Annotated in this window: 16 protein-coding genes and 3 pseudogenes; 12 read left to right on the top strand and 7 right to left on the bottom strand. The window is 58.0% G+C overall.

Annotated elements, in window-relative coordinates; translation table 11 throughout:
- Positions 1–110 precede the first annotated feature (110 nt).
- The 9 genes from ACMG4M_RS05055 to ACMG4M_RS05015 all read left to right on the top strand — a co-directional run bounded on the left by ACMG4M_RS05055 (position 111) and on the right by ACMG4M_RS05015 (position 10,076).
- Positions 111–413, top strand: a complete 303-nt coding sequence (locus ACMG4M_RS05055; RefSeq protein WP_414430805.1) for an MGMT family protein — start codon at positions 111–113, stop codon at positions 411–413.
- 109 nt (positions 414–522) lie between these two features.
- On the top strand, positions 523–2,067 hold the full coding sequence (locus ACMG4M_RS05050) for an AmpG family muropeptide MFS transporter (protein ID WP_414430804.1): 1,545 nt from the start codon (positions 523–525) through the stop codon (positions 2,065–2,067).
- Positions 2,068–2,168: 101 nt separating this feature from the next.
- Positions 2,169–3,119 (top strand): response regulator, encoded by a 951-nt coding sequence (locus tag ACMG4M_RS05045; protein ID WP_035249358.1) that lies wholly within the window; start codon positions 2,169–2,171, stop codon positions 3,117–3,119.
- A 260-nt stretch (positions 3,120–3,379) separates the two neighbouring features.
- Positions 3,380–4,267 (top strand): ketopantoate reductase family protein, encoded by an 888-nt coding sequence (locus ACMG4M_RS05040; RefSeq protein ID WP_035249356.1) that lies wholly within the window; start codon positions 3,380–3,382, stop codon positions 4,265–4,267.
- 159 nt (positions 4,268–4,426) lie between these two features.
- Complete coding sequence (locus tag ACMG4M_RS05035; RefSeq protein WP_272997197.1) at positions 4,427–6,322, top strand: TonB-dependent receptor domain-containing protein; 1,896 nt, start codon at positions 4,427–4,429, stop codon at positions 6,320–6,322.
- A 172-nt stretch (positions 6,323–6,494) separates the two neighbouring features.
- Positions 6,495–7,067 carry a cob(I)yrinic acid a,c-diamide adenosyltransferase gene (locus tag ACMG4M_RS05030; protein WP_035249337.1) on the top strand — a complete coding sequence of 191 codons (573 nt, stop codon included), beginning with the start codon at positions 6,495–6,497 and terminating at the stop codon, positions 7,065–7,067.
- Positions 7,068–7,421: 354 nt separating this feature from the next.
- On the top strand, positions 7,422–8,774 hold the full coding sequence (locus ACMG4M_RS05025) for an ATP-binding protein (RefSeq protein WP_414430803.1): 1,353 nt from the start codon (positions 7,422–7,424) through the stop codon (positions 8,772–8,774).
- The gene (locus tag ACMG4M_RS05020; RefSeq protein ID WP_035249321.1) at positions 8,771–9,442 is read left to right on the top strand and encodes a response regulator; all 672 of its coding nucleotides are present in this window, start codon (positions 8,771–8,773) and stop codon (positions 9,440–9,442) included. Before ACMG4M_RS05025 ends, ACMG4M_RS05020 begins: the two co-directional genes overlap by 4 nt.
- A gap of 307 nt (positions 9,443–9,749) precedes the next feature.
- Positions 9,750–10,076 carry a Spy/CpxP family protein refolding chaperone gene (locus ACMG4M_RS05015; protein ID WP_035249320.1) on the top strand — a complete coding sequence of 109 codons (327 nt, stop codon included), beginning with the start codon at positions 9,750–9,752 and terminating at the stop codon, positions 10,074–10,076.
- Positions 10,077–10,135: 59 nt separating this feature from the next.
- Here the strand turns inward: ACMG4M_RS05015 and aceF are convergent.
- The 5 genes and pseudogenes from aceF to ACMG4M_RS04990 form a co-directional block, all read right to left on the bottom strand.
- Positions 10,136–11,796: pseudogene (gene aceF / locus ACMG4M_RS05010) on the bottom strand (dihydrolipoyllysine-residue acetyltransferase).
- A gap of 36 nt (positions 11,797–11,832) precedes the next feature.
- Positions 11,833–14,505: a pyruvate dehydrogenase (acetyl-transferring), homodimeric type gene (aceE, locus tag ACMG4M_RS05005; RefSeq protein WP_035249317.1), complete on the bottom strand. Its 2,673-nt coding sequence runs from the start codon at positions 14,503–14,505 to the stop codon at positions 11,833–11,835.
- 193 nt (positions 14,506–14,698) lie between these two features.
- On the bottom strand, positions 14,699–15,721 hold the full coding sequence (locus ACMG4M_RS05000) for a hypothetical protein (protein WP_414430802.1): 1,023 nt from the start codon (positions 15,719–15,721) through the stop codon (positions 14,699–14,701).
- A gap of 283 nt (positions 15,722–16,004) precedes the next feature.
- Positions 16,005–16,569: pseudogene (gene ampD / locus ACMG4M_RS04995) on the bottom strand (1,6-anhydro-N-acetylmuramyl-L-alanine amidase AmpD).
- 308 nt (positions 16,570–16,877) lie between these two features.
- Positions 16,878–19,112, bottom strand: coding sequence for a DUF1631 domain-containing protein (locus tag ACMG4M_RS04990; protein WP_414430801.1), 2,235 nt, complete (start codon positions 19,110–19,112; stop codon positions 16,878–16,880).
- A 206-nt stretch (positions 19,113–19,318) separates the two neighbouring features.
- Between ACMG4M_RS04990 and ACMG4M_RS04985 the strand changes: the two genes are divergently transcribed.
- Positions 19,319–20,659, top strand: a complete 1,341-nt coding sequence (locus ACMG4M_RS04985) for an alanine/glycine:cation symporter family protein (protein ID WP_414430800.1) — start codon at positions 19,319–19,321, stop codon at positions 20,657–20,659.
- A gap of 68 nt (positions 20,660–20,727) precedes the next feature.
- Positions 20,728–21,567 carry a carboxylating nicotinate-nucleotide diphosphorylase gene (gene nadC, locus ACMG4M_RS04980; protein ID WP_272963344.1) on the top strand — a complete coding sequence of 280 codons (840 nt, stop codon included), beginning with the start codon at positions 20,728–20,730 and terminating at the stop codon, positions 21,565–21,567.
- Between the two features lie 381 nt (positions 21,568–21,948).
- Here the strand turns inward: nadC and ACMG4M_RS04975 are convergent.
- Positions 21,949–22,012, bottom strand: a pseudogene (locus ACMG4M_RS04975) (pilus assembly protein PilE); the annotation flags it as partial.
- Between the two features lie 463 nt (positions 22,013–22,475).
- Complete coding sequence (locus ACMG4M_RS04970; protein ID WP_272963345.1) at positions 22,476–22,829, bottom strand: prepilin-type N-terminal cleavage/methylation domain-containing protein; 354 nt, start codon at positions 22,827–22,829, stop codon at positions 22,476–22,478.
- 585 nt (positions 22,830–23,414) lie between these two features.
- Here ACMG4M_RS04970 and pilB point away from each other — a divergent pair.
- Positions 23,415–25,121, top strand: coding sequence for a type IV-A pilus assembly ATPase PilB (gene pilB, locus ACMG4M_RS04965; RefSeq protein WP_035249308.1), 1,707 nt, complete (start codon positions 23,415–23,417; stop codon positions 25,119–25,121).
- The last annotated feature ends 2 nt before the right edge of the window (positions 25,122–25,123 follow it).

The following is a 25,123-nucleotide window of genomic DNA, read 5'->3' as shown; positions in this document are numbered from 1 at the left end:
TCTAGCTAACAGTGTGTTCTGCTGATGAGAAGGGGCAACCAAAGGGTTGCCCCTTCTCATTTTTTCGTTTTTCCTTGCAGCTCAAAGCTAGTAGCTCGAAGCTGCCTTCAATGGATCCTTCTTTCCGAGACGCCGTCTACCAGATCGTTGCCGCCATTCCGACCGGGGCGGTGAGCAGCTATGGTGCCGTAGCACGGCAGGCCGGGTTTCCGCGCCATGCCCGTTTTGTGGGCCGGCTGATGAGCCAGTTACCGAAAGATACCCGTCTGCCCTGGCATCGGGTGTTGCGCGGCGACGGCCGCATTGCCCTGGCGGGCACGCCAGCCGGGGAGCAACAGATCCAGCGGCTACTCGACGAAAACGTCACCGTGCTGGGTGACCGGGTGCCCAGACAGCATTTCCAGCAATGGTAACGCCTCTTCGCTGAATCACACCCCGCGCGCGGTGAACCCGCATCGCTCGCTGCGGACAAAGTGTCTATGATGAGCCTTTCGCCATTCGGCAATACCCGCTAAGAGACCTATGCCCCCACAATCGACCAACTGGCAGCAATCCCTGAAAGCCTTCCTGCATCCCCGTGTAGTGACCATGTTCTTCTACGGGTTTTCTGCAGGCATCCCGCTACTGCTGATCTTCTCCTCGCTGTCTCTATGGTTACGAGAGGCCGGAGTGGAGCGTTCCACGGTCACCTACTTCAGCTGGGCGGCACTAGCCTATTCGTTCAAGTTTCTCTGGGCGCCGCTGATTGATCGCTTGCCAATTCCCGCCCTGACACGCTGGCTGGGCAGGCGCCGGGCCTGGCTGCTGGTGGCGCAGCTCACTGTGGCCGCCTCCATTTTCAGCATTTCCCTGGTCGACCCGAGCGAGCCTGGAGCGCTGAACCTGATGGCCTTTGCGGTGGTCATGCTCGGCTTTACCGCCGCCACTCAGGATATCGTCATTGATGCCTACCGAATTGAATCTGCGGGTGTCGAATTACAGGCATTAATGTCCTCTTCCTACATTGCCGGTTACCGGATAGGCATGCTCTCCTCCGGGGCGGGCTCGCTGGTATTGGCAAGCTGGCTGGGCTCCACCAGCGACGCCTACAGCTACCCCGCCTGGCAAACCACCTATGCGCTCATGGCGCTCACCATGCTGGTTGGCGCCATTACCACCCTGATCATTCGCGAACCGGACAACCCTCGCCCCTCCGCCCATCAGTACACCAGCGGGCAGTATCTGAAGTTTCTGGCGATCTTCGTGGCAGGCATCACTGCCTTCGTGACGGTGTATGTCCTGACCGCCGATTCGGCAGGCACGCTCCGGCAAACGCTCACGGAAATTGTTGAGAACAGCGCCCTGTCCGGCCTGGTAGTGGAAAGCCTGCGGCTAGCGCTGGCAATTGCCATTGTTGCTGCGTTGATCAAGGCGCTCTCATTAACCCCGCTGTATAACAAACAGCTGGTTCGGGAAAGTTATCTGGACCCGGTGAAGGACTTTTTCCAGCGCTACGGTAGCCGCCTCGCCTTGCTGCTTCTGGTTTTCGTGGGTTTTTACCGCATCTCGGATATTGTGCTTGGCGTCATTTCCAACGTCTTCTTTGAGGACATCGGCTTCACCAAGAACGAGATTGCCGGGGTGGTCAAAACCTTCGGCCTGTTCATGACCATTGCCGGCGGTTTTCTGGGTGGGCTGCTGGCCATGCGTCACGGCGTGATCCGGGTGCTGTATCTAGGCGCCTTCCTCACCGTGGCGACCAACCTGCTGTTCCTGTGGCTGGCCTATGCGGGCCACGACATCCGCATCCTCTATGCAGTGATATCGGCCGATAACCTGACCGCCGGGCTCGCCAGCGCCGCCTTTGTGGCCTTCCTCTCGCAGCTCACCAATGTCTCCTTCACTGCCGTCCAGTACGCCATCTTCAGCTCACTGATGACCCTGCTACCCAAGACCATTGGTGGCTACTCGGGCAGCATGGTGGATAACCTGGGCTACCCTGGATTTTTCCTGTTGGCCAGCTTGATGGGCGTACCGGTGTTGGGGCTGATCTATCTGATCCAGCGCCACGAGGCCTTTCGGCACTGAGCCCCGCTCATTCGCCGAAACAGGCTCCCCGTATACTTTTCAATCAATTCACAAACCGGCTATAGTGGGAACTTACAAAAAACAACAATAAGAACACACGGATGAGTCACTCGGAACTCGATATTCTGGTCGTGGATGATGCCCGCTTCTCGGCGGCGGTGGTCAATCGCACCCTCGCCTCTGCCGGCTACACCCGCATTCGCCACGCCCACAGCGCCCAGGACGCCCTTGGTCAACTGACCGAGCAACCCGCCGATCTGGTGGTGGCAGACTGGTTGATGCCCGGCATGGATGGCCTGGAGCTGACCCGTCGCATTCGTCAAAGCGACGAAGCCTGCAATCGCTATACCTACGTGCTGCTTCTCACTGCCCGCGAGGGAGTCGATGCCCTGCAACAGGCGTTTGATCAGGGCGTGGACGATTTTGTCTCCAAGTCCTCCATGACCGAGCAACTTCACCACCGGGTCATGGCCGCAGATCGGATTATCCAGCGCCACAACCGGGTACAGACCGACTATCAGCGCATGCTGACCGTGAATCGTCAGCTCAAACGCCACGCCCTGATTGATCCACTGACCGGTTTCGGCAATCGCCAGGATGCCCTACGTGCGTTGCAGAATACCCTGAAGCAAGCGGAAAAACGGGGCGGCGCCGCCTGCCTGTTGATGTTGCGCCTGGAAGACTTCGAGGCACTACGTGCCCAGCGCGGCGACAAGGTGATGCAGCAAGGGGTGCTGGCGTTCAGCCGGCGCCTGCGCCAGTCGGTGCGCCCCATGGATCATCTGTGCCGGTTGCAAACCGACCAGTTTGCCCTGATCACCTGGCAACCCCATATAGACCACTGCGACCCCACCGGTTTCCGGCGCCTTTATGAAGGCCTCAACCACCGGGCCTACCAGACCGCCGCCGGCTTCCTGAGCCTGCAGGTAAGCATGGCAATCGCCGCCTCTGAAGGCACTAGCCATGCGGAGCAGATGTTCGAACAGGCCCTGGCCGAGCTGGATCAGTCCTTTAGCGAGCGACGCATCGTATCGGCCACTGCCAATGTGTAAGTGACGCGGACAAAAACATTTTTCACCACAGAGGACACAGAGTTCACTGAGGAAAAGCGTGCGCTCGGCAGATTCGTCGCTGGCCGCGCGAGAAGCAAAAGCTTACTCCCCCAACCTACCGGTTTTGTTTTTCGAAACTCGCTTCTAGCAACTCGCCCCTGACACCGTCGATCATTGCTACGCGCCCACAAGAATACCCCGTTAACTCTGTGTTCTCTGTATCCTCTGTGGTAAAAATCAGTTCTTTGGCCTGCGATCTTATGCCCCACACTTTCCCCCACTGGTTTTTATTGGGTGCCGGCAATATGGGCACCCTGGCGGCCTGGTATCTGACCCGGGCAGGACATGGCGTTACCGTGATTCGCCATGACTCCCCGGCGCCACTGGAAAAGACGCTGAGGCTGCCGGACGGACGTCAGCAGATGTTGTCGTTACCGGTGCTGGACCCTGCGACCTTACCCGATCACATCGACCATTTACTGGTGGCAGTCAAAACCCCCTATACCCACCAGGCGATGGCGCCGCTAACCGATCGTCTTGACACCGACTCTCTGGTACTGCGTTTTCAGAATGGACTGGGCGCCCTGGATGGCCTGTTGCCGGCGGGGTTTTCCGCGTTGGAAGCTGTCACCACCAGCGCCGTCAAAGGTCAGCACCCGGACCACACGGTAGTGGCAGAAAATGCCACCTGGCTCGGAGGCAGCACTGCCCCACCTGCCTGGTTTGCCGCACTGACCGAACACTGGCCGGATCTGCACTGGGAAGACGACATCCGCCCACGCCAGTGGCACAAACTGGTGGCGAATGCAGTGATCAATCCGCTGACCGCTCTTTACGATGTGCCCAATGGCCGTATTAGCGCCGACCCGGCCTTGCGCGAACAGGCCACACAGCTTTGCGAAGAAGCGGATCAGGTGCTGCGACAACTGGACCCGGCGTGGCCCGGCCACTCCCTGGACAATGTACTCACCGTGGCCCGGGCCACCGCCGGCAATACCTCTTCCATGCGTGCGGACTGGCAACGGGGGGCACAGACGGAAATCGATGCCATCAATGGCTGGCTGGTGCAGCAGGCGGACCGGCTGGGGCTGGCCGTCCCCGCCAACAGGAAGGTGGTCACGGCCATGCGGCGTTCCCTGACTATGTAGGAGCTTGCTGGCAAGCGAACATCGGCGCTGATCTCCCAACCCGGTTCGCTTGCCAGCAAGCTCCTACATTGCCGGGAAAGGTTTTGACGCACCAGCACTGGAATTAAATGCCGTTTTTCGCCATCGTAGCGGGCACTAATCCGGATTCGTGGAACCTCCATGCACAGTCGCATTTTTCTGGCCGTTGGGCTGATCGCCACCAGTGGCCTGACCCTGGCCAATAACGAAATCAAGGCAGTGAAAGTCAGTGGCGCCAGCCACCCTAGCCTGGCCGGGGAACTACCCACTGGCACCCTGACCCTGGGTCGGGAGACCCTGGCCAGCATGCCCGCCAGCAACCTGACGGAAGTGCTGGATACCGTGGGGGGGCTGCAAGCCAGCCAGCTCTATGGCACTAACGGCAGTGAGGCGAGCCTGGATCTATTGGGCTTCGGTGCCGGCGCCAACCAGAACACCCTGATCCTGCTCAATGGTCGCCGCCTCTCGAATATCGATCTGGCCAGCCCCTTTCTCAGCGGTATTCCGCTGGCCGCCATTGAACGTATCGAGATTCTTCCCGGCGCGGGTGCGGCCTTGTACGGCAATGGTGCCGTGGGCGGAGTGATCAATATCGTCACCCGCCGCCGCTATGACAACAGCGCCGGTCTGGAAGTGAACGGTGGTAGCTATGGCTCCCTGGGCGGCAGCGGCTACGCCACCGGCCATCAGGGCAGCCTGAGCGGCGCTGTGGCCATGAGCACCCTGGACAGCGACGGCTACCGGGATAATAACGAGGTGCGTAACCACAGCGCTTTTGCCGATGTACGTTATCAACAGGACGGCATTGAGGCCTACTTCACTGCCAACGGCGAAAAACAAGAACTTGGACTGCCCGGCGGTCGTAGCGAAGCGCAATTTCGCAACAATCCGCAGGGTACCGACACCCCCTTCGACGATGCCGAACAGGACAATTACTGGCTGATGCCGGGCCTACGCATTGCCCTGCGCGGCAACACCGCACTGACTTTGGAAGCCAGCAAGCGCCGTCAAGAACAGACCTTTGCGTTTGTCTCCAGCGGCAGCTTCGGTGAAACCGTGGTGGAGAGCTACAGCGTCACGCCCAAACTGGAAGGCCAGCACACTACCGGCAGTGCCGTTCACAACTGGACCCTGGGCCTGGATCTTCACGAATACGATTACGACAGCCGAACCAGTTTCGGTAACCGGGAGCTGGAGCAAAGCCAGCGGGCCTGGTATCTGCACAATCTGGTCAGCCTCACACCGAAACTGTCTCTCAGCGCCGGCGCCCGCAAACTGGAAAGCACTCTCAGTGGCGAGGGGGCGGACAAGGAGCAGGATGGAGAAATGTATGAGGGCGGAATCCGCTATACCTTCACGGGTAACCTGGCCCTGTTCGCTGGCGCCCAGCGCAGCGTGCGCATTGCCAACGTGGATGAACTGAGCCCCTTTAATCCCCCCATTGATCCGCAAACCGGTAAGGGCTACACCGCCGGAGCCAGCTGGTCCCAGGGCCGCCAGCATTCCACCCTGACCTTCTGGCGAGCCGAGATCGACAATGAGATCCTCTTTGATCCGGTCAGCTTTACCAATCGCAATTTGGAAGACCGCACCGTGCACAAGGGCGTCAGCATCAATTCCCGCTGGCGGCTGGACAAGGACCTGATGCTGACCATCAACGCCAGCGCCCAGCAGGTCCGTTTCGACGGCGGCCCCTTCGACCGCAACGACGTGCCCCTGGTGCCGGAACATACCCTGCAACTGATCGCCGACTGGCAGGCCCTGTCCTGGCTGTCCACCCAGATCAGCCATCGCTACGTGGGGGATCGCCGCTACGACGGCGACCTGGACAACCGCTTCCGCAAACTGGACCACTACCGCACCACGGACCTGCAATTGACCGCCCGCTATCAGGCGTTTTATCTCAAGGCAGGCGTCTACAATCTGGAAGACCACCAGGTGGTGGACTACGGCAACTTCAGCAACACCACCAACACGGCCACGCTGTATCCATTACCGGAGCGTCATTACCGGGCCGCGTTTGGCGTGGAGTTCTAGGAACCTTTGTAGGGTGTACTGAGCCTAAGGCGAACTGCACCGGCCTAACGTTTTGATGGTGCAGTTCGCTTAGGCTCAGTGCACCCTACGACCGACTCGGACACCCCGGAGAACAACGACTCGTTTTCCCTCCGAGTCCGCTGCGGTTAAAACCACTTCATCAGGAGCCAGCATGAGCGACAACGACAAGACCCGCATCAACCGGGTGATCACCCGCACCGGCGACCGCGGTGATACCGGGCTGGCCGATGGCAGCCGGGTCAGCAAGTGGCACCCGCGCATTCAGGTACTGGGCGAACTGGACGAACTGAACAGCGGCATGGGCGTACTGCGCGCCCGGTCACTGGACGCAGATCTGGATACCGTGCTCGGCCTGGCCCAGCAGTTGCTGTTCGATATCGGCGGCGAGCTGGCCATACCCGGTCATCGCGTGATCGACGACCACGATCTGGTGGAGCTGGAATCCCGGGCGGATACCTTCAACGCCGAACTGCCGCCATTGAAAGAGTTTGTGCTCCCCGGCGGCCACCCGGACGCCGCCTGGTGCCACCACTGCCGCACTGTGGCCCGGCGCACGGAACGCCACTTCGTGGCCCTGCAGGAGGCCGACGAGGACGCCGTCAACCCGGTCAGCCTGGCCCTGGTCAACCGGCTTTCGGACCTGTTGTTCGTGATGGCCCGGGTGATCAACTTGCGCCAGGAATCGCCGGAAGTACTTTGGCAACCGAAGGCAAAGAGGGGCTGATCTCGCTGTTTGGAAATCCTATTTTTTACCACAGAGAGCACAGAGTTCATTGAGGAGCCCCCCTCTTCAGCAACGTAGCGGTGCAACAATCGTAGGGGTAACCGTACCAGCCAACCGCTAAATTGGTGCAGTTCGCTTAGGCTCAGTGCACCCTACGTCATCCGTTAGTCTGTGCCGGTTTTCAAGGCCAGTAAGGTGTTTTTGCGGGAAGCGATGCTTGCAGCGTGAAGAAGTGGGCTCGTCCAACCTTGAGCGTCAGGCCTCCGGCACCGCCATTGTGAAAACATTGTGCAACCCTGCCGCAACGGCGCGGGACCGGGCTACACTGGGGTCCCGGACCGACGATTTCACGCCATGGGCATCCGCAACAAACTCTTTGTCATTTTCCTGTCTACCTTCCTGGTGCTGACCCTGGCGGCCAGCGGTTTTTATTACCTGTCGTTCCTGCGCAGTCTGGAAACCTATCTGGATGAACGTCAGCAAGCGCAGGTAGAACGACTGGCGGATCACCTGGGGTTGCTCTATCAGCAGCGCGGCGGTTGGCAGTTCCTGATGGACGATCCCCGTCAACTGAAACGCCTCTACCGGCTGGCCGGTGACCGGGATGACGACCGGGACAGCCGCGGCGATCACCGTCACCTGCAACTGCTGGATGCACAAAAACAACGGCTGTTCGGCCCAACAGCGCCGCGAAAATTCCGCTCGGAAATTCCGGTTCGCAGCGGCAACACGACGGTGGGCTACCTGACTTACCCGGACCAGGAAGCCATCCGCGACAAACTGGACCAGCGCTTCATGGGCCGCCAACTTCGCTTCATGGGCTGGATGCTGTTTGTGGGCGTGGTTCTCTCGCTGCTGGTGTCCTGGCTGCTGGCCCGTCATCTGGTGGCACCCATTCTTGCCCTGTCCAACCACACCCGCGACCTGCAGGAAGGCCACTACAGCGCCCGCCTGGAAACCCGCCGCCGGGACGAACTCGGCACCCTCACCGAACAGGTCAATCAGCTGGCGCAGCGGCTGGATCAGGGCCAGCAGGCCCGCCAACGCTGGTTCTCGGATATTGCCCATGAGCTGCGTACCCCGGTGGCAATCCTGCAGGGTGAGCTGGAAGCCATCAGCGATGGCATTCGCCCCTTGAGCCCGGAGTTCATCAAGTCTCTGGAAGGAGAAGTGGCCCAGCTCACTCACCTGATCAACGACCTGCACGACCTGGCACTGGCGGATGGCGGCAATCTGCGTTATCGGTTCCACCGGGAGGATCTGGCGGACCTGCTCGGCGAGGTGGTCGACAGCTATCGCAACAGCTTTAGCCAGCAGAGCATCAGCCTGGAAACCCGTATTCCCGACCTTGCCGTTATTGATATGGATCCGGTGCGCATTCGCCAGCTGCTGGACAACCTGCTGCAGAACTCTCTCAAGTACACCGCCAGCGGCGGTACCTTGAGTCTCTCGCTGACACACACTGGCGACAACTGGGAACTACTGCTGGAAGACAGTGCCCCGGGCGTGCCCGACGAGGCCCTGCCCCGCTTGTTCGACCATCTGTACCGGGTAGAAAGCTCCCGCAACCGCCGCACCGGCGGCGCCGGCCTGGGGTTGGCCATTTGCCAGCGTATCGTTGAAGCCCATGGCGGCACTATCGGCGCGGAGCACAGCCCTCTGGGCGGCGTGCGCATCCGTATCACCCTGCCGGGAGAGACCTCATGAGCCGCATCCTGATTGTGGAAGATGAGCCGCGTTTGTCACAACTGATGGCAGACTACCTCCAGCATGCCCACTTCCACACCGAACAGACCGACAGCGCCCGGACCGCCATGGCACTGGCAAAAGAGGAACGTTTCCAGGCCATCCTGCTGGACCTGATGCTGCCGGACGGTGACGGCATGGAAGTGTGCAAAGCCATCCGCCGCCACAGCCAGGTGCCGATCCTGATGGTCACTGCCCGAGTGGATGAAGTGGATCGCCTGCTGGGTCTGGAACTGGGCGCCGACGACTATATCTGCAAGCCCTTCAGCCCCCGGGAAGTGGTGGCCCGGGTCAAGGCGGTACTGCGCCGGGCCAATCCGCAACCGGACAGTGCCGGCCCCACCCTGACCCTGGACGACGAACGCTATGAGGCGGTCATGGGCACACAGCGGGTCGCCCTCACTGCCATCGAATTCGCCCTGCTCGCCACCCTGTCACGCCACCCTGGCCGCATCTGGTCCCGAGACCAGTTGATGGATGAAATCTACCAGGACCACCGGGTGGTCTCTGATCGCACCATCGACAGCCACATCCGCAAACTGCGCCGCAAGCTCAGCGACGGGGATGACGCCTCCCATGACTGGATCGGCAGTGTTTATGGGGTCGGGTATCGGCTGGAACAGCCGTAGCGGCAACACTCCTCCTCCAAAGCCGCAGTAGGAGCGGCGCTCTCTGTGCCCCGCGGGTATGAGCCGCGAACCGTGCGAAGCACGGAGTCGACCGAAGGGCGATCAGGCATTTCACCATTTGACAGTTTCCGGATAGCTACTCGCCAGCCAGTTCCGGTTCGCCCCTCAAGAGAGGCTCCTACAGCCTGATTCCATACCGATGCCATCGAACCAGCTTTTCCACAATTCCTGCATATTCCTTGCACGCTTCCCGCCCATACTGATCCCACACATTCACAGGGACTCACTGAGTCACAAGGAGATCACCATGAAGAAATTGGCTATTGTTGCACTGGCTATCTTTACCACTTCCGCTTTTGCCTATGGCCCCGGTCATAAAGGCGGGGAGCACATGGTGGAGCGTCTGGAAAAGAAACTGGCACTGAGCGAGGAGCAAAGTACCCAGCTCAAAGCTATCTTTCAGGAGCAGGGCGAGAAGATGAAAGCCTTGCACGAAGAAACCCAGGACAAGATGAACAAGGTACTGACCCAGGAACAGCAGGAAAAACTGGCCGAGATGAAAGAAAAGCGCATGGAGCGCAGGGCAGAGAAAAAAGAAAACCGAAAAGACAAAAAGGGGCGTGATGTCGAATAACCCCCGCACTCTTGCCTTGATAAAAAAGCCGGCAGAAGCCGGCTTTTTTATCGCTACCACTACAACAAGGCGCGCCGCATATCCGTCAACAACTGACTCAGATAGGTAGTGAAACGAGCCGCATCCGCGCCATCAATCACCCGGTGATCGTAGGACAGGCTCAGCGGCAACATCAACCGGGGCTGAAACTGCTCACCGTCCCAGACCGGCTGCATGTCTGAACGGCTTACACCCAGAATGGCAACCTCAGGCCAGTTCACGATGGGGGTAAAGGCAGTGCCACCAATTCCCCCCAGCGAGGAAATACTGAAAGTACCCCCTTCATGTCAGCCGGTGTCAGTTTGCGGTTGCGGGCCTTTTCCGCCAGCTCACCCATTTCCAGAGCAATGGCTTTCAGACCCTTCTTGTCCGCCTCCTTGATCACCGGTACCACCAGACCATTGGGAGTATCCACGGCAATGCCGATATTGATGTAGTGCTTCTGGATCAGGGCCTCACCGCTGTTTTCCAGCGAGCTGTTGAAGCGAGGAAACTCCTGCAGTGCCCGGGCGCAGGCGCTAACCAGAAACGCCAGCATGGTGAGTTTGACGCCGTCTTTCTCCAGGGCCTTGTTCTGGTGTTTGCGGAAGGCTTCCAGGTCAGTGATATCCGCCATCTCATGCTGGGTAACATGGGGAATGGTCAACCAGGAGCGGATCAGGTTCTGGGCAGACACCTTGCGCAGCTTGTTGAGCTCCAGCCGCTCAATCTCACCGAACTGACTGAAATCGATCTCAGGCAACTCCACCGCCAGGCCTCCACCGGAAGCCGCAGACGCACCGTCCAGCCTCTGTTTTACCCAGGCATGTACATCTTCCTTGAGGATACGATCCTTGGGTCCGGTGCCGCTGACCTGGGCCAGATCCACGCCCATTTCACGGGCCAACTTGCGCACCGCCGGGCCGGCGTGCACGGATTTGGAGGGAGAGCCGGAATCTGCCGCTGGCGGCGGAGAGGTCGCTGGAGCCGGTTTTTGCTGTTGTGCGGGCTGGCCCGATGCCGACGAGGTCGCCGGTTTCGCTTCTGGCTTTTCTTCTGCCTCGGCGTTCTTGTACGCTGCCGGCTTGCCCTCGGACACCGCAAGGGTCAGCAGGGCATCACCGGTGCCCACCTTATCTCCAACCTTCACGGCTACCGATTCCACCTTGCCGGCGGAGGGAGCGGGGATTTCCAGGGACGCCTTGTCCGATTCCAGCACCACGATGACCTGCTCGGCCTCCAGACTGTCGCCAGCGGCCACATTCACTTCGATGATTTCGGCGGAATCAATATCGCCCAGGTCAGGAACGGTAACGGTTTCACTGCCACCGCTTTGCTGCTCTTGTGGCGCGCCGGACTCATCCTCTTCCTGCGGCTTTGAGGCTGTATCCGGTTTTTCCTCAGAGGCTTCAGGCGCATCACTGGCGGCCCCGGATTCCGCGGAAGATTCCTCTTCCGACTCGCCTTCGGCCTCCACTTCCATCAGCTCATCGCCTTCCTTGACCCGGTCGCCGACCTTGACGCCAATGGCAGTAATCTTGCCACCCTGGGGCGCAGGGACTTCCACGGTGGCCTTGTCCGACTCCAAAACAATAATGGTGTCTTCTGCAGCGATGGTGTCGCCGACTTTCACGCTGATCTCGATGACGTCAACAGGATCACTGCTGCCCACATCGGGAACACGAATCATGCTCTTACTCACACCAGTCTCCTTTTGTGAGATCACGCAGGGGTGCGATCAATGCATCACCGGATAGGGTTTATCCGTGTCGATGCCGTATTTTTCGATGGCTTTTTTCACGGCAGCCGCCTCCACCTTGCCATCCTTGCGCAGGGCACTGAGTGCCGCCAGCACGACGAAATAGCGGTCCACTTCAAAGAAGTGGCGCAGTTTCTGGCGGGAATCGCTGCGGCCGAAACCGTCGGTGCCCAGTACCGTATAGCATGCATGCACCCAGGGCCGGATCTGGTCGGCGAAGGCACGCATGTAATCGGTGGACGCAATCACCGGGCCGTCCCGGCCATCCAGGCATCTCTCTACCCAGTTGCGTTCGCGTTCCTGATCCGGGTGGAGAATTTCGTCCCGGTCCAGACGCAGACCTTCCCGGCGCAGTTCGTTAAAACTGGTGACACTCCACACATCCGCCGCCACACCGAAGTCATCGCGCAACAGCTCCGCCGCCGCTTCCACTTCACGCAGAATGGTGCCGCTGCCCAGCAACTGTACGCGGGGGGATTTCTTGGTTTTGCCCTTGCCTTCGCGCAGCAAGTACATGCCCCGGCGAATGCCTTCTTCGGCCCCTTCCGGCATGGCACCGTGCACGTAGTTTTCGTTCATCAGCGTCAGGTAGTAGAAGACTTTTTCGTTGTCTTCGTACATGCGCTTGAGGCCATCATGGAGAATCACCGCCAGCTCGTAGCTGTAGGTGGGGTCATAGCTGACACAGTTGGGCACGGTGCTGGCCAGCAGATGACTGTGGCCGTCCTGATGCTGCAACCCTTCCCCGTTCAGGGTGGTACGACCGGCGGTGGCCCCCAGCAGGAAACCGCGGGCCTGGCTGTCGCCGGCGGCCCAGCAAAGGTCGCCCACGCGCTGAAAGCCGAACATGGAGTAATAGATATAAAACGGAATCAGGGTGAAATCGTGCACGCTGTAGCTGGTGGCTGCCGCCAACCAGCCGGACATGGCACCTGCTTCGTTGATGCCCTCCTCCAGGATGCGACCCTTCTTGTCTTCCCGGTAGTACATGACCTGACCGGCATCCTCGGGCTCGTATTTCTGGCCACCGGAAGAGTAAATGCCCAGCTGCCGAAACAGGCCTTCCATACCGAAGGTGCGCGCTTCATCCGGCACAATCGGCACCACCCTTTCGCCGATCTGCTTGTCCTTGATCAGCGCGCTCATCATGCGCACAAAGGCCATGGTGGTGGAAATTTCCCGGTCACCACTGCCTTCCAGGAAGTTGGCAAAGATATCCAGCCCGGGCAGGGTCAGCGTCTGGCTGGCCTGCTGACGACGCACTGGCATATAACCGCCCAGCTCGTCGCGCTGCTCTTTCATGAAGCGCATTTCCGGGGAGTTCGCATCCGGCCGGTAGTAAGGCACATCCTTGAGCTGTTCATCAGTGAATGGCATATCGAAGCGATCGCGGAAATCCTTCAGGCTTTCCAGGTCCAGCTTCTTCATCTGGTGGGCCTTGTTGACCGCTTCGCCGGCGCCGGTGGCGTAACCCTTTACGGTCTTGGCCAGAATCACCGTGGGCCGACCGGTATGGTTAACCGCCGCATGGTAGGCCGCGTAGACCTTGAAGGGATCGTGGCCACCGCGGTTGAGGCGGTACACCTCATCGTCGGACATATGCTCCACCAGCTTCTTCAGTTCCGGGTACTCACCGAAGAAATGCTCACGGGTGTAGGCGCCTCCGTTTTTCTTGTAGGCCTGGTATTCGCCATCCACGCACTCTTCCATACGGCGGCGCAGCAGGCCCTGGCTGTCCCGTTCCAGCAGTGGGTCCCAGAGACTCCCCCAGACCACCTTGATCACATTCCAGCCGGCACCGCGAAACACACCCTCCAGTTCCTGGATGATCTTGCCGTTACCACGCACCGGACCATCCAGCCGTTGCAGGTTGCAGTTAACCACGAAGATCAGATTATCCAGTTTCTCGCGACCGGCCAGGGCCAGGGCGCCCTGGGATTCCGGCTCGTCCATTTCCCCGTCGCCCAGGAAGGCCCACACCTTGCGGTCATCCTTCTGGATCAGCTCACGGTTTTGCAGGTACTTCATCACATGAGCCTGGTAGATGGCCTGAATCGGCCCCAGCCCCATGGACACGGTGGGAAATTGCCAGAAATCCGGCATCAGCCAGGGATGCGGATAGGAGGACAAGCCCTTGCCATCCACTTCCCGGCGAAAGTTGTCTAGCTGCTCTTCGCTGATACGCCCTTCCAGGTAAGCGCGGGCATAAACACCCGGGGCCGAATGGCCCTGGAAGAACACCAGGTCCCCTTCGTTTTTATCGCTGGGAGCCCGGAAGAAATGATTGAAACCCACATCGTAAAGCGTGGCGGATGACGCAAAGGAGGCAATGTGGCCACCCAGCTCGTCATCGTTATCCATGTTCGCCCGCATCACCATGGCCAGTGCATTCCAGCGCACCAGGGAACGCACCCGGCGTTCCATGAAGATATCGCTGGGAATCGGCACTTCGTCTTTGGCAGGGATGGTATTGAGGTACGGGGTGTTGAGGTCAGTACGGCGAATGCCCTGTTCCTGGGCCTCATTGGTGATGGTGTCCAGCAGCCAGGCGGCCCGTTCCGGGCCTTCGCGCTCGACCACGGATTCCAGGGCTTCGAGCCACTCCCGGGTTTCTGCCGGGTCCATATCATCAAAGAAACTTCTTTTGTGCATGGGCATGCGTCCTTTTTCGCGTAGCCAGGCAGCCCTGCAGGATCACCTGCAGGGCTGCGGGAATAAGCGCCCGAGGGTGTTGGGCGAGAGGTTCCAGACCTCCGGTACAAGCTCTTTCCATACTAGCCGCAATGACTGGCCGGTCAAATGACGATAATCACCACTGGCCTGTCACTGAAGGACTGGACGTTCGCTATCCACAACATGTCACCGGCGGCCCAGTGAAAAAACCCGACCAACGTCGAGCCCGAGACGTTCGACACTCAAGAATGCCGTTGGAGCTTTGCTTGCAAAGCGAAGGGTTGACGTTTTCCCAGGCCTGGCTCAGAGATCTTCGCTTTGCGAGCAAAGCTCCAACGCCCCCAGCCGGCTTATTGTTTAGATCACAATAATCCACAGCGCCGCCAGGATCAGCCAGATGGCAACGCAGCGCAGTAACAGCCCCTTGCAGGGATTCCAGATGATCCAGGGCCGCGGACAGGGAGCCGTCACCGCTAGCCTGGGAGTCCTCCAGGGCCACATTAGCCACTTGCTGCAGCGGCTGGCCACTGTGTTCCTGACGCCACCAATGGCCACGCATTTTTTCCATAACCGCGGTGAAATCACCGGCCAGCGCCATGCTCAGCACCAGCAGTCTGTTGGCCGGCCAGCTTAGCCAGCCATCCAGGCGAGCTTGCCAGTGATTGGCCTGCTCGTCGCCAGCCCGGGTTACCCAGGCTCGATTGAGTACGACCAGAAACGCCGCTCCGAAACCCAGCACCACCAGCCAGAAGATCGCGATAAAGAGCTGCTGCTCCCGCGCCAGAATCTTTTCCGTCAGGGCACTCTGGTAGGCAGGATCACCAGGTGTTCCGGTCACATCGAATTCATCCGTGGCCAGGGCAGCAAAGCCTTCCGGGTCGTTCATTCGACCGCGCACCAGTAATTCATCCACATGACGGAACTCGCTTTGTCCGCCAACCAGCCACAAGATCAATACCATGCCCAGAACCAGCACTAACAACTGCCCCCAGAAGCCGTCCAGCCAGCAAGTCAGGGCGTAAATCAATAGTGCCGGCAACAGCACGGCCAGCCACCAGACTCGCTGTCCCTGCCCCAGGCGGTTGCCCCATTGCTGCAACCAGCCCTGATGGCGTTGCGGGTTGGTGAGCCATAATGGCCAGCTGGTATCCAGACGGCGCAGGCCGAGGACCAGTATCAGCACCAGAAACTTCATGCCATTTCCTCCTGAGAGCCTATTTAGAATCTATCCGCAGCCGCGCCGGAGTCCTTTCTTACCCTGTAAATAGGGTCGCCAGATCGTGATTGCGATTGTGCTGTGTAGTCATTCTACATAAGCAAGCGCAATCGCGGGCTGGTGGCAAAAGGGGCCCGGCCCTTCGGGTTACCGCTAAAAATAGCCCCATGCTGTGTTATGAACCTTGAACTTGACCCGTCAGGCCCTACGGTTCATGCCTTGCCTGGGGCCATTTTTAGCGGCAACGCGGCTGCGGATAGATTCAAGATAGGCTCTTAAATCCAGCCAGGCGAGCCCTATAGGTCGTCCAGTCGAAAGCGGGGCCCGGGTCGGTCTTGCGGCCCGGGGCGATATGTTCGTGGCCGGTGATGCGGGTATCGTCGATCGCCGGATAGTGGCACTTGCAGTAGCGCTGTGAGTTCCGTCAGGGTCGCGTACTGCACGTCTTCATAGGGAACAGTATCTGCGCCTTCCAGCTCGATGCCGATGGAAAAATCATTACAGTTTTCCCGCCCGGCAAAGCAGGAAACGCCGGCATGCCAGGCCCGCCGATCGCAGGGAACAAACTGCAACAGGCTGCCGTCACGCCGAATGAGAAAATGCGAGGACACGGTGAGCTGGTGGATTTCGCGGAAATAGGGATGGTCGTCCGGGTTCAGGCAGTTCTGGAACAGGGCCTGGATATAATCGCCGCCGAACTGCTCCGGCGGCAGGCTGATGTTATGAATCACCAACAGGGAAATATCATCGGGATCGGGGCGGGGATTGAAATTGGGGGATGGACACCACTGTGCCTGATCGACCCGGTGTTCGTTGAGAGTGAGCACCCGCGCAAGCTCCTTAGAACCTGTTCATGATCTATACGCAACCGCGCCGGAGTCAATTTTTTCGCCAGGTCGTGATTGCGATTGTGTCGTGTAATCATTCTACATCAATAAGAGCAATCGCGGGCTGGCGGAAAAAGGGGCCCGGCCCTTCGGGTTACCGCTAAAAATGGCGCCATGCTGTGTTGCGGACCTTGAACTTGACCCGTCAGGCCCTGCGGTCCGCGCCTTGCCTGGCACCATTTTTAGCGGCAACGCGGCTGCGTATAGGATCATGAACAGGTTCTATGCCCGCGCGGACAAACCAACGACTAGTGCTGTGCGTTGGCCTGCATGCGGCGCAGGTCGCCAATAACCGCTTCCAGAGCCCGGTCGAACAGGGCTCCCTCTTCAATGAGTTTAACAGTCCCCTCATGCAGGGCAACGGCCAGAGTGTAAGCAGAGAACTCTTCCACCTTGATCCCGCGCCGGTTGGTAAACACCATCTTCACCCCTGCGCGGATATTGGCAGCCAGCTTTGCGCGACGCGGCTCGTCACCGTCCATGATCTCAATCCACTGACCCGGAGCAAGCTGACCGGCTTTTTTCACCAGGAAATGGTTTTCCGGCAATACGGCTTCTTCCTGGGCTTGCGGTTGCGGTACCGGCATTTCCGGCTCCACAGGCACTCGCTCAGTTTCCAGGCCTTTGAGCAATTGCTGGTGCACATCCTGGAACTTGATCAGTAACTGCTTGGCTTCTGCCTCATCGTAACTGATCTGGCCAAGCCCGCTATGCAGAGTCTTCAGGAGTTTGGGGCTGAGCGCCTTGAGCTTTTCCAGAGCCGCCTGATCGCGGTGCGGCAGGACACTCCAGACCACCCCATCAACCACCTTGACCTGCTGTTGCCAGGCAGCGCTATCGGCGCCTTCGCGCAACCAGGTCAGGTAAAGCACCTGCTGCCAACCCTGGCGCAGTAACCGCACCACCACATCCGGCAGTTGACGGCCGGCCATGCGCTTGTCGAGCACCGCCACCACTTCCTGACGGGCCAACTCGGCACGAGCCTTGCCTTCCTCCGCTTCACGCACCCGTTGCTCAACACGCTCGGAGCGTGAGCTCTGGCTGTCGAAAAAGCGCTGAAACTCATCCAGCAGGGTGGCGAACAAACTGGCATCGTCTTCAAAGTCATCAATGATGCGATGTACCGCGTGGTTGATACGCTGGTACAGATCGTCCTGGATGCCCTGTTGCGGGTCCCACTGATTGCCGGCCCGGGCGAGCATGTTCAGCAGTAGTCGAGCTTCGTGGTTGTCGTTACTGAAGAAGGTCTTGTCGGTGATTGCTACTTTCAGCAAGGGGATCTGCAGGCGCCCTATCAGCGCCTTGATCTCGGAGGGCAGGCCCTCGTCATCCAGAATGAAATCAAACAGCAGCGACACCAGGTTGATCACATCGTCATCGGCCTGATCCAGCGCATGAATGGCTTCGCCATGCTCACTGTCGAGCAATTCTGACAGGTCTTCCTTCAGGTTGGCCTTTTCACCATCTGTTTCGCTGAGGCTGCGTTCCACACGCTGCAAACGATTGAGCACGCCCATCAGGTCATCAGAGCTGACTTGGTGGACGGAAGCCGCGTTGGCCACCGGGGCGCCATTGAGATAAGGCACACCGTTCTGCATGACTGCCATGGCAGCATTAATATCACCACCACCCAGGGCGGCGCCACCTGCTGGCGCCGCCCCACCCTGCATACCGCGCATGGTGACCAGCAATTCCTGCAACAACCCGAACATCTGATCGTTATTGCCCGTACCTGAACCAGAGGAGGACGTCTGGCTGGATGCCAACGAACGATTACCCGGCTTGCGGGCAGGGGCAATGGGGGCAGATTTCATGTCCGGCAAGACACCGGCGTCCACCAGCACCTTGTTGGCTTCAGACACCATGTAACCGGTTTCCGCCATCACTTCACGCTCAAACAGCTTGAGGATGATCAGGCGAGCCTTGATGTCCAGAGAGAGCTTTTCCAGGCCCTCGTTGAAGGCGTCTACCAGCTCACGGGGTTCCAGCGGGTTATTCCGTTCAGTGATTTCTGCCTTGCTTTCAAACAGGTATTCCAGACGGTGGCACAGCACCTTCAACTGATCGACACAGCCATTGCGGGCACGACGGGCCATGTTGTCCAACGCCACCGACGTTTCCAGATCTTCTTCATTCACCAGGGTCAGGGAGTCCAGGTCAAACTTGGCATTTTCAAGCGACGCGGCCTGTTCGTCAGAGTGACCGAGCGTGGCAAACTTGTGCTGCATGGCCTGCTTCAGGCTGGCAACCAACCCGGCACGCTGCACGCGAAGCTGGCGCATGGCATCAAAGTAACGCTCGCGCTCGCTATCGGTTTCCTTCTCTGCCAGGTCGTAGAGGGTGTCGTCAGCGCCATCGAGCATATCTTCCAGATAGGAAGACGCCAGTGACAGATAGCGGTCACGCACTTTTTCGATCGGTCTGGGCAGACTATTAGCGGCTGCTTTGCCGGCGACCGGTTTGAGCTGGGTAACCTTGGCCATGACACCCCCGGGAGTTACGTTTCACCCGTTATGATAGTGGGACTGTAGTTTTAATACTTTACTAAGCTACCACACCGCCGGTCTACGAATTTTGAACTAGTTGGCATGTGAGACTTTGTGTGTAAGCAACTACAAACACGTCGCCAGCTTTCCCTGCCCGCTAAATTCCCATAGCCTAAGGCCTTTTGGGGCAATGGACGAGAGCCATGGAGCAAGCGGTTACCATTCTTAAACAGATCAGTGGTTTTTTATGGGGATGGCCGGCACTGATCCTGATTGCTGGCACCGGTATCTATCTAACCCTGATCCTGCGGTTCCTGCCGCTGCGCCAGTTGGGATTCGGCTTCAAGCAGATGTTCGGCCCGCAGGTGGGGGTTGGCACCATCGGTGCTGGCGCCGCTCTGGCCACGTCGCTATCTGCCACTATCGGCACCGGTAACATCGTTGGGGTAGCCACCGCGATCCACTCCGGGGGGCCGGGTGCGCTGGTATGGATGTGGCTGATCGCATTGGTGGGTATGGCTACCAAATACGCGGAAGCCGTGCTGGCCGTGCAATATCGGCAAAAAGATGCGGCTGGCCAGTATGTGGGCGGCCCCATGTACTACATCCAGAACGGTCTCGGCCCAAATTGGCGCTGGCTGGCCATCGCTTTTGCCATCTTCGGCATGTTGGCCGGCTTCGGCATTGGCAATAGCGTCCAGGCCAACTCTGTCGCTCACGGCCTGCAGGACAGCTTCGGGCTTCCTGCATGGGTAACAGGGGTCACCCTGGCCGTCCTCGTGGGCCTGGTGGTGCTGGGCGGCATGAAGCGAATTGCCACCGTGGCGACTTATATCGTCCCCTTTATGGCGCTGGCCTACCTGCTGGCCGGTTTGGTGGTGCTGGTAGACCATGCTGACGCCCTGCCCGCCGCCCTGGCCCTATGCTTCGAAAGTGCTTTCACCGGCACCGCGGCGGCTGGCGGTTTTGCCGGCGCCCTGGTCAAGGAAGCAATCCGTTTCGGCATTGCCCGGGGCATATTCTCAAACGAGGCCGGACTGGGCAGCGCACCCATCGCCCATGCGTCCGCCAATACCGATCACCCGGCCAGACAGGGCTCCATCGCCATGCTGGGCACCTTTATCGACACCATTATCGTCTGCTCCATCACCGGTCTGGCCATTATCGCCTCCGGTGCCTGGACCAGCGGCGCCGAAGGTGCCCCCCTGTCCGCCCTGGCCTTCTCATCTACTTTCGGTGACTTCGGCAATGTGATTGTGGCCGGCGGCCTGGCGATTTTTGCCTTCACCACCCTGCTGGGCTGGAGCCTGTACAGCGAACGATGCACCCAATTCCTGTTTGGCGACCGGGCCGTCCTCCCCTTCCGCGTGATCTGGGTACTGGCCGTACCGTTTGGCGCCGTTGTCAGCCTGAACCTGGTCTGGGCGCTGGCCGACATCATGAATATCCTGATGGCGATACCCAACCTGATAGCTCTGCTATTATTGTCACCCGTGGTGGTGCGGTTGAGTCGAGAGTTCTTTGACGGCCGCCACCCGGAATGAATATTGGTAGGAGCTTGCTTGCAAGCAAGCTCCTACAGCGTTAACACACCTGTAGGACTCACCTCAGCATGACCACAGCCCTCCCCGACTACGTGCGCGACGATATTCAACGCAACGTAAGCTTCGCCCTGGAAGAAGATATACGCAACGGTGACATCACGGCACAGCTCATTGATGCCGATAGCGAAAGCACGGCCACCATCATCACTCGCGAAGAGGCGGTCATGTGCGGCACTCCCTGGGCTGAGGAAGTGTTTCGGCAACTGGGCGATGTACAGATTGAGTGGCATGTTCATGACGGTCAGCGACTGCCCGCAGAGACAACCCTGTGCACACTTCGCGGCAATACCCGGCAAATTCTCACTGGCGAACGCACCGCGTTGAACTTCCTGCAGACCCTTATGGGCACTGCCACCACAGCGCGCCAGTATGCTGATGCTGTGCAAGGAACCACCGTGACGATTCTGGATACGCGCAAAACACTCCCTGGAGTTCGCGCTGGCCAGAAATACGCTGTTCTGTGTGGAGGCTGTCAAAACCACCGGATCGGGCTGTACGATGCGTTTCTGATCAAGGAAAACCATGTAGCCGCCTGCGGAGGGATTACTGCAGCCATTCAACGCGCGCGGGCTCTGGCACCGGAGAAGAAGATTATTGTGGAAGTGGAAACACTGGCGGAGTTGAAAGAAGCCGCAGCAATGAGACCGGATCAGATTATGCTGGATAATTTCAATTCCCAGATGCTGACAGAGGCCGCCTCACTCGCCACCGAATGCGCACTGGAAGTCTCCGGCAACTTAACTGTAAACAATGCCAAGACTCTGCCCAAAGGACGCGAATGGTTTCTGTCCTCGGGGGCACTGACCAAGCATGTACAAGCAATCGATTTATCCCTGCGATTACAATGATGGCCATTGTCACTGCCGCGGGAATATAACGTAACGATGCTGAGTGCCAGTTCCAGCGAATGGAAACCGGATTGTTTGCGGGACTCCAGATATACTGCAGACAAGATTCAAACGGCAAAAGCATTTTGCCCGGTGGCTTTTGTCAGAGGCGACAGAAACCGCCCGCCAGATCACAGGTTACCGTTCCTGTGCCGGGTGCTACCGGCGTAAGAGTGAGCGTGTCGCCGGCAGAAATGGGGTAACTGATTAACGGCAACGCAGTGCAGCGACTCGGCGCCGCATTTGCCGGAAAGCTGGTCCCCGTCACGGTGACATGGGTCACCCCCACTCGAACATGGGCCGCTGCCTCAGCAAGGCAGGCATTATCCGCCGACTGTCTTATGTAATCGTTGTACGCCGGAATGGCGACCGCCGCCAGGATGCCAATGATCGCCACCACGATCATCAGCTCAATCAATGTAAACCCCTTTTGATAATTCACAGCCCCTCCCTCATTATTGTGATCCCGTGACTTTCCCCTGATCAAAACAATGCATAAACCAGACCAGATTTTTTAAATGAGAAATCCTTCGGAAAACGGGGCGGGGCTGCAGACAAAGGCCTAATAAAGACAGGAAATCACAATACTTTTTGGCAGAAACCAACAATAAAGGTCACTTTGAATTTAGTAGATTATCAAAGTTTCAAACGAATAAAACACCAAGTATGGGATGGCGCCTCTAACCGCACAGATTCAGATAGTTACTCCCAGTAATCGGTTTCAGCTGCCAAAACCCTGGATCAGTGCAAAAGGGAAAACGGTAGAACTAGCGTCTTGCCATTTAATTGAAGTCACTAAAAAGCACAAAGGCCCGGGGGTATTAACCACCGGGCCTTTGTAAATAAGTCAGGCTAATGCCTGCTTATTGTTACGGCTTGGAGCAAGTACCAGAGCCATCACAGGTCACAACAGTGCTAGCTGAATCTTTGGCCGTTGCCTGCGTCCAGTTAGCACCAGCTGCAGGAGCACCGGCAGGAGCAGCACCGGCGTTAACACTGGCGCAAGCACCAGCGACAGGAGCAGACAAAGCTGCCGGATCCTGAGAGTACTCGATCAGCCAGTTGTTAGTTTGGCCTTTCAGCTCTGCCAGGCAGGAATCAATACGGCTCTGCTCCACATAATCCTGGTAAGCCGGGATAGCGACCGCGGCCAGAATGCCGATAATGGCAACCACGATCATCAGTTCGATAAGGGTGAAACCCTGCTGAATTTGCTTCTTCATGTCGTCTCTCCAACGTAAAATTTGCAAGCCTTATTGTTGAGCTCACTCTTGGCGAGCCTCTGCGTTGATCTAATGCATAGAGCGGGCCAACTTTTTGCTTATTAGGAAAAATCATTAGAAACCTGTGAATTCAACGCCGAATCGCACTGCGCACAACTGCAGAGATGACTATTGAGTTTCTCCTGGAATTACCGTCAGCAGTCATAACCGACACTATTTGTCACTCGCCAGCAAAATAACGACAAAAAACGTCACCCGGATGACCGCCACCATCACTTACCTCGCCCCTCCCTTCATTCCTTGAAACGAGTCCCCAGCTTCATAGAGGGCCATGATAGGGTGGGCAATAGAGGCTGGATCCGACTTTAACCAAGACAAGGGAATAAATAACAGCCTCTCAGGGCAACTCTGCCCCTCGACGCTAGAGGTAGGGAACCCTACCGTAAAGCTGGGAATACCTTTAGAAAGGTCCGACAAGGTACTGATTTTGCGACATCCACTCTTCCCTGTGCCGGTGACAACCGGTATGTTACGAAGAAAGTGTTGGGCATACCGACCATACTAAGCATAAACAAGCAGGTTGCCATGACTAGCCAGACCCTTTCCTTCAGCGGTTTACCGCAAAGGCTCATCAAGCAGGAATTGCTGACCGCCGAAGACGCACAGCAAGCGCAACAACAGGCTCGCCAGGAGCGGGTGAGTCTCGTTCACCAGCTGGTAAGCTCCGGCAAGCTCTCGGCGCGAGTTGTCGCAAATGCAGTGGCCGAAGAGTTTGGCGACCCCATCCTGGATCTGAGCGCCTTTCAGCGTGACAGCCTGATCAAGGATCTAGTCGATCCAAAACTGATCACCAAGCACCATGTGCTGCCCCTGTTTCGCAGGGGTAGCCGGCTTTTTGTGGCAGTGTCAGACCCGACCAATTTGCCCGCACTTGAAGAAATCCGTTTCAACACCGGCCTCAATGTAGAAACCATCATCGTTGAGGAGGACAAGCTCACTCACTGGATTGATCACCTGGAATCAGAAGCCGAAGGCAGCGCTTTTGATGATCTGGATGATGATATGGGTGATCTTGATGTTGGACCTGCCGAAGAGAAAAAGGACGAAACCCAGTCCGGCACCGATGACGCCCCCATTGTACGCTTCGTGAACAAGCTGCTGCTGGATGCGATTAAAGGGGGGGCCTCGGATTTACACTTTGAACCTTATGAAAAGACATACCGGGTGCGGTTCCGTCAGGACGGCATTCTGAAAACCGTCTCCAAGCCACCGATCAACATTGCCAGCAAATTGTCAGCTCGCCTTAAGGTGATGTCACGACTGGACATTTCTGAACGCCGGGTCCCGCAGGATGGCCGGATCAAGCTGAAAATTTCCAAAACCCGTGCCATCGATTTCCGGGTAAACACCTGCCCCACGTTGTTCGGGGAAAAAATCGTGTTACGGATTCTGGACCCGGAATCTGCAAAAATGGGTATTGAGGCGCTGGGCTATGATGAAGATCAAAAACAGATGTATCTGGATGCTCTTCACAAGCCTCAGGGCATGATTCTGGTGACTGGCCCCACCGGTTCCGGGAAAACGGTCTCCCTCTATACTGGCGTCAATATCCTCAACACCCCTGAGCGCAACATTTCTACTGCTGAAGACCCGGTAGAAATCAACCTGGAAGGCATCAATCAGGTTAATGTTAACCCCAAACAGGGCATGGACTTTTCGGCGGCCCTGCGAGCCTTTCTTCGGCAAGATCCGGATGTCATTCTGGTTGGTGAAATCCGGGATCTGGAAACCGCCAACATTGCCGTGAAGGCGGCACAGACGGGTCATATGGTGCTTTCTACCTTGCACACCAACAGCGCACCAGAAACATTGACTCGCCTACGCAACATGGGCGTACCCTCCTTCAATATTGCCACCTCGGTAGTCCTGATTATTGCCCAGCGATTAGCACGCCGACTTTGCGAGCACTGCAAAAACGTAGTGGACGTACCGCAACAGTCCCTACTTGAGATGGGCTTCACGGAAGAAGATATTGGTACCGGGTTTACTGTTTATGGCCCACAAGGGTGCGACAAATGCACTAACGGCTATAAAGGTCGGGTAGGGATTTATGAAGTCGTCAAAATCACTGACGGTATTGCCCGGATTATTATGGAAGAAGGGAACTCCATCCAAATTGCAGATCAGTGTCGCAAAGAAGGATTCAATGACTTACATCGCTCCGGCCTCGTAAAAGTCATGCACGGCGTGACCAGCCTGGAAGAAGTTAACCGTGTAACAAGCGGACATTAATT

It is taken from the genome of Alcanivorax sp. IL3 (assembly GCF_047495465.1).
Classification (GTDB): domain Bacteria; phylum Pseudomonadota; class Gammaproteobacteria; order Pseudomonadales; family Alcanivoracaceae; genus Alcanivorax; species Alcanivorax jadensis.
The sequence above is the reverse complement of the archived record's forward strand: the minus strand, read 5'-3'. Positions and strand labels throughout refer to the sequence as shown.